Here is a 4648-nt window from a genome sequence, read left to right as displayed (position 1 = left end):
GGGCGGCGGCGGCCGATATCGCTCTCGGTCGTCGCCGCCGACACCGCCTCGGTGTGTGGTGACCGCTTGTCGCCGGTGGACCGGTCGTTCCGGCGGGCACGGTGTTCGCGGGAACGGGCCTGACGGCGCGCGACCTCGTGCACGACAGGCTCGGTGCCCCCGGGGTGGCCGTGCGCGTCGTAGCCGGAGTGGGACTGTCAGCGGCGTTGGCATTCCCGCAGAACCCGGCTGCGTTGTTCGGACCGCAATCGGTATCGGCGGAGAAACCGATGTGTTGCTGGATGGCAGGACGCGGCCGACTGAGCGCGCTGCCCGCGGCGTTTCGCATTTGCCGGGTCCGGTTGCGACGAGCGACTCCCGACCGCGCTGCCGTCGTTCAGCCGCCAATTCCTGGGGAATCGCGACACGCGTTACGCCGGCGCTGGACTCGCCGGTGCCGCCGACCGGTCCTCGGCCTGCCGGTCAAAGACCGCCAGCAGGGCGAACCAGATCAGGATCGAGATGCCGGCCGGGCGCAGGAATTGTTCTGGGAGCACGTTTCCCACGAAGGAGTACCCGGCAAGCCAGAGTCCCGTGATCACGCCGACGGCCCTGACCGGCCAGGCCCGGCTGACCAGGGAACTCGACACGATCCAGACACCGGCGAGGACGTGCGCGCCGAGCCGAACGGCCCAGGCGGTGTCGTACGCGATCTCGTTGATCACCAGAATGCCGGCGAGCACGTCCAGCGTCACCCATCCGTAGCCTGCCGCCTTGGCCCACGGCGCCGCTTCCAGGCGCGAGACGAGGAAGAGGATGGAAAGGTGGAAGAAGACTCCCAAGTATTCTCCCCACGCCACGTCCGGGTCCACGAAGAAGGCGACCACGGCCGGGAAGAACAGCACGAGAGGAAGGAGTGCCAACGTGCGCAGGCTGGCATAGTGCCGTCGAGCATCGAGCATCGCGGAGTCCTTAGGTGTGGGGCGGTCTTGTATGGTCGAGCACCAACTTAGAACGGTGGTGTTGACATGTCAACAGGGGGTCAGGCGACCGAGCTGTGGCTGCTGTGGAAGCGCGCGTACGAGACGACCCGCGCCGCGATCATCGCCGACATGAGTGCGGCATCCGGTCTCTCCGAGTCAGAGCTGAGTGTCCTGGTGTGCCTGCACGAATCCGGCGGTGTCCTGCGTCAGAACGCCATCGCCGCGGTCCTGGGCTGGGATCGGACACGGCTCTCGCACCTGCTGACCCGGATGGAGAAACGCGACTACGTCGCGCGCGGCAAGGTCGGGAACGGTGTTGAGGTCACCCTGCGACCAGCGGGCCGACGCACGATCGACGCCTCGGTGCCCGCCCTGGAGGTCTCGACCCGTCGTCACCTGCTGGACCGGCTCGACCCTGGCGACGCGACAACGCTCAAGGCCATCGTCGAGCGATTGCTGTCCGAGGACAGTCGCTGAACGCCCGCTACCGAACGGCGTGCGGACCCCGTGCTGGACCGGTCAACGCCTTCCTGCCCGAACACGTCCTCGGCGACCACCGCCACCAGCCGAAGTCGACCAGCTCCCCGAGGAACCGACCCGCGCCCTGTTCGAAGCCCCCGGCCGGCGAGCCACTACAACCGCGACACCCACACCGCCGCCGCCTGCGCAACCCCGTCGCTCGGGGTGACCGCCACCAGTGGGCCCGAGTGGCGGTCCAGTAGCCGGGGCTCCGGGAGCCTCCGCCCGAAGCCGCCAGGTGGTGAGGTCGGTGAGCAGGAGGTCATCCCCGGCGCGTCACGCTGAGGGCGAGGCGTCGAGTACCGGGCGGCTCCTGGGCCCCACCGGGGCGTCAGCGGATGGCCCGCCGTCGGAAGCCCCGCACGCCCAGCAGCCCGAACACCAACAGCAGACCCAGCACCGCCGGCACGCTGATCCACCCCGACAGGTGCGGCACCTCCGGCGACACCGCGCCCCGCAGCGACTCGCTGACGTAGGTCAACGGGTTCAGCGCCGACACCACCTGGAACCACCGCAGCTCCGCCAACAGCGGCCACGGGAAGTGCGTCGCCCCCGTGAAGCTCAACGGGATCACCACCACGGCGAAGGTGGCGCTGATCTGCGAGGGCTCCACCGCCGTCCCCAGCACCATGCCCAGGGCCGCGCCCACACCCGACCCCGCCAGCACCACCACGAATGCCACCAGGCACTCCGCCGGCGACCACCAGGTGCCCAGCGTGAGGAAGGCGACCGGCGTCACCACCACCGCCGCCACCAACCCCCGCAGCGCCCCGGTGACCACCTTCGCCAGTGCCACCAGGGCCGTCGGAGCCGGTGCGAGCAGGCGGTCATCGATCTCCCGCGTGTAGGAGAAGTCGAACACCAGGTTCAACGTCGTGTGCTGGCAGGCGCCCAGGAACGCGGTGAGCGCCACGATCCCCGGCAACAACACCGACGGGTAGTCCGGCCGCAGGTACCCCAGATCGGTCAGCACCGTGCCCAACACCAGCAGCATGAGGAACGGCTGGAGCACGGTCTGCGCGAGGAAGCTCGGCACCTCCCGGCCCAGCACGGTCACGTCCCGCGACACCAACGCCAGGAACGACACCGCCCAGTCCCGCCACCGGGCGGTCCGCCTGCGGTCCCCGTCGCGAACCTCGGACCCGCTCACCGGCCCGCACCCCCGGTCAACTCCAGGAAGACGTCCTCCAGGCTCGGCCGGCTCACCCGCACCTCCCGCACCTCGCACGCCCACCCGCGAAGGGCTTCCAACGCCTCGGCGAGGGGCACCGTCGGGTCGGCACCGGTGAGCAGCCGCAGGCGGAGCCACGTCCCCTCCGCCGCGCCGTCCGTCCCGGCAGCGGGTGCGACCTCCACCCGCCGGACCCCGGCGGTGCTCCCGAGACCGGCCACCACCGCGCCCGGCCCGTCGACCGGACCCGGCGCCACGACGAGTTCCACCGCCACCGCGTCGGCGGCACTCGCGCCCAACGCGGCCGGGGTGTCCACCGCCAGCAAGCGCCCCCGGTCGACGATGCCGACGCGGTGGCACCACCGTTCGGCCTCGGCCAGGTCGTGCGTGGTGAGCACGACCGTGGTGCCCCGCGCGTTCACCTCGCCCAGCACCTCGGAGACCACCAACCGGGCCCGGGGGTCCAGCGCGGTCGACGGCTCGTCGACGAACAGCACCGCCGGCTCGTGCATCAACGCCCGCGCGATCTTCGCCCGCTGCTGTTGACCGCCGGAAAGCCTGTCCGGTCGGGAACCAGCGCGGTCACCCAGGCCGAACCGTTCCAGCAGCGCGTCGGCCCGGTCGTGGGCCCGCCGCCGGGGAACCCGGTGGTAACGGGCGTGGACGACGAGGTTCTGCCGCACGCTCAACGAACGGTCCAGGTTGTGGTGCTGGGTGACCACGGCCAGCCGGCCGCGTGCCCCCGCCGGATCCGTCCGGACGTCCCGACCACCGACCACCACGGTCCCCGAGGTCGCGGCCACGAGCGTCGTCAGCACGCCGACGGTCGTCGACTTCCCCGCGCCGTTCGTGCCCACCAGCCCGAACACCTCGCCGCGCGCCACCGAGAACGACACGCCGTCGACGGCGGCCCGGGCCCGACCCGGATAGCGTTTCACCAGGTCGCGCACCACGACGGCCGCCTCCCGCCGGTCGACGCCGGCCAGGCCCTGCTCGCCAGCCGCCTCGGCCGCGCCGGTCACCTCGCCGTCCCGACAGCCACGTTCCGATCCTCCCCACGCGCCGGGGCCGCGTCCCGGCCCGACCTCAGGTCAGGGTTCGGCCCCCACTGTCCCCGGGGCAGGGATTCCGGTCAGCGGTGTTTTCCCCTCCGCCGACCACCGCCGGGTAATCGGACCTTCGGTGGCGGTGGAGGCCCTGCCCCGGGCGGAAGCCCGCGACACGGGATGGCGGGTGGTCCGGAGCGAGCGGGTAGGGGGCGGAGTGACCACCGCCCCGGGGGACCCACCCCCGGCGGCACGCCGCTCGTCCACCCGCACCGACGACGCCACCCTCCAACGCCGCCTCCTCGGGATGGGTCGGGGTACCGCTCGCGCACAGGTCCTCCCCGGCCGCGTACACCGGCGACGGACCGTCGGGAAAGCGGGTCACCTCACCGCTGGCCCCGCTCCGACACGCCGCGCACCAGCCGGCCACGCCCCTGACCATCGGCTCGGACCGTGCGCCGGCACCGCCACCGGGGCCGCGACCCCGCCCGGCCACCCACCGCCTCCAGCGGACGCGCCGGGGCGAGTCGACCTGCGCGCACCGCCGCGCCGCTCCTGAGGGCGCGGCCTCGGGACGACGCGCGCGCCGCCACCCCGGCCCCGGGCAGGCACGCCCCGACCCGACCCGGCCTGGCTCCCCACGAGGGAGAGGGGAGGGGAACGCGGATCAGAGGGGAGGTACCCGACCGGGTCGGTAACGCACGGGGGAGCGGTCCACAAGGGAATCGCTCTCGTGTCGGTCGCCGGCGAGTATCGACATACTTTGACTTCCTACTATATGGTGTCCATGGAGCTCGTGAGGTGGGAGAACCGGAGCCTCCCGGATCGACCCCACCCCCGTGACCGGCAACGACGCCCGCGTCGCGGACCACCGGCGCCCCTGGGCGGGTGCCGGCGACGCTGGCAGGCGCCGGACACCGGCCACCGCCGCCGCTCGTCCACGAGGAGGG

At 72.4% G+C, this 4648-nt stretch carries 4 protein-coding genes; 1 reads left to right on the top strand and 3 read right to left on the bottom strand.

Annotation, left to right across the window (positions count from 1 at the left end; translation table 11 throughout):
• Positions 1-410 precede the first annotated feature (410 nt).
• Positions 411-941: a hypothetical protein gene (locus ACTIDRAF_RS0222375; RefSeq protein WP_026066390.1), complete on the bottom strand. Its 531-nt coding sequence runs from the start codon at positions 939-941 to the stop codon at positions 411-413.
• Between the two features lie 66 nt (positions 942-1007).
• Here ACTIDRAF_RS0222375 and ACTIDRAF_RS0222370 point away from each other — a divergent pair, with 66 nt between their 5' ends.
• A complete protein-coding gene (locus ACTIDRAF_RS0222370) occupies positions 1008-1439 on the top strand; it encodes a MarR family winged helix-turn-helix transcriptional regulator (protein WP_016700938.1) in 432 nt (143 codons plus the stop codon).
• A gap of 373 nt (positions 1440-1812) precedes the next feature.
• Here ACTIDRAF_RS0222370 and ACTIDRAF_RS0222365 read toward each other — a convergent pair whose 3' ends face one another.
• Positions 1813-2631, bottom strand: a complete 819-nt coding sequence (locus ACTIDRAF_RS0222365; RefSeq protein WP_016700937.1) for an ABC transporter permease — start codon at positions 2629-2631, stop codon at positions 1813-1815.
• Positions 2628-3674 (bottom strand): ABC transporter ATP-binding protein, encoded by a 1047-nt coding sequence (locus ACTIDRAF_RS0222360; RefSeq protein ID WP_016700936.1) that lies wholly within the window; start codon positions 3672-3674, stop codon positions 2628-2630. Before ACTIDRAF_RS0222360 ends, ACTIDRAF_RS0222365 begins: the two co-directional genes overlap by 4 nt.
• Positions 3675-4648 lie beyond the last annotated feature (974 nt).

Origin of the sequence: Actinoalloteichus spitiensis RMV-1378 (assembly GCF_000239155.1) — a bacterium.
Classification (GTDB): Bacteria; Actinomycetota; Actinomycetes; order Mycobacteriales; family Pseudonocardiaceae; genus Actinoalloteichus_B; species Actinoalloteichus_B spitiensis.
Note: the sequence above shows the minus strand (reverse complement) of the source record. Positions and strands in the feature narration are given on the sequence as shown.

Coding starts and splice junctions, on each gene's coding strand:
- ACTIDRAF_RS0222375 (WP_026066390.1), bottom strand. CDS start 941: ATGCTCGATGCTCGACGGCACTATGCCAGCCTGCGCACGTTGGCACTC.
- ACTIDRAF_RS0222370 (WP_016700938.1), top strand. CDS start 1,008: ATGTCAACAGGGGGTCAGGCGACCGAGCTGTGGCTGCTGTGGAAGCGC.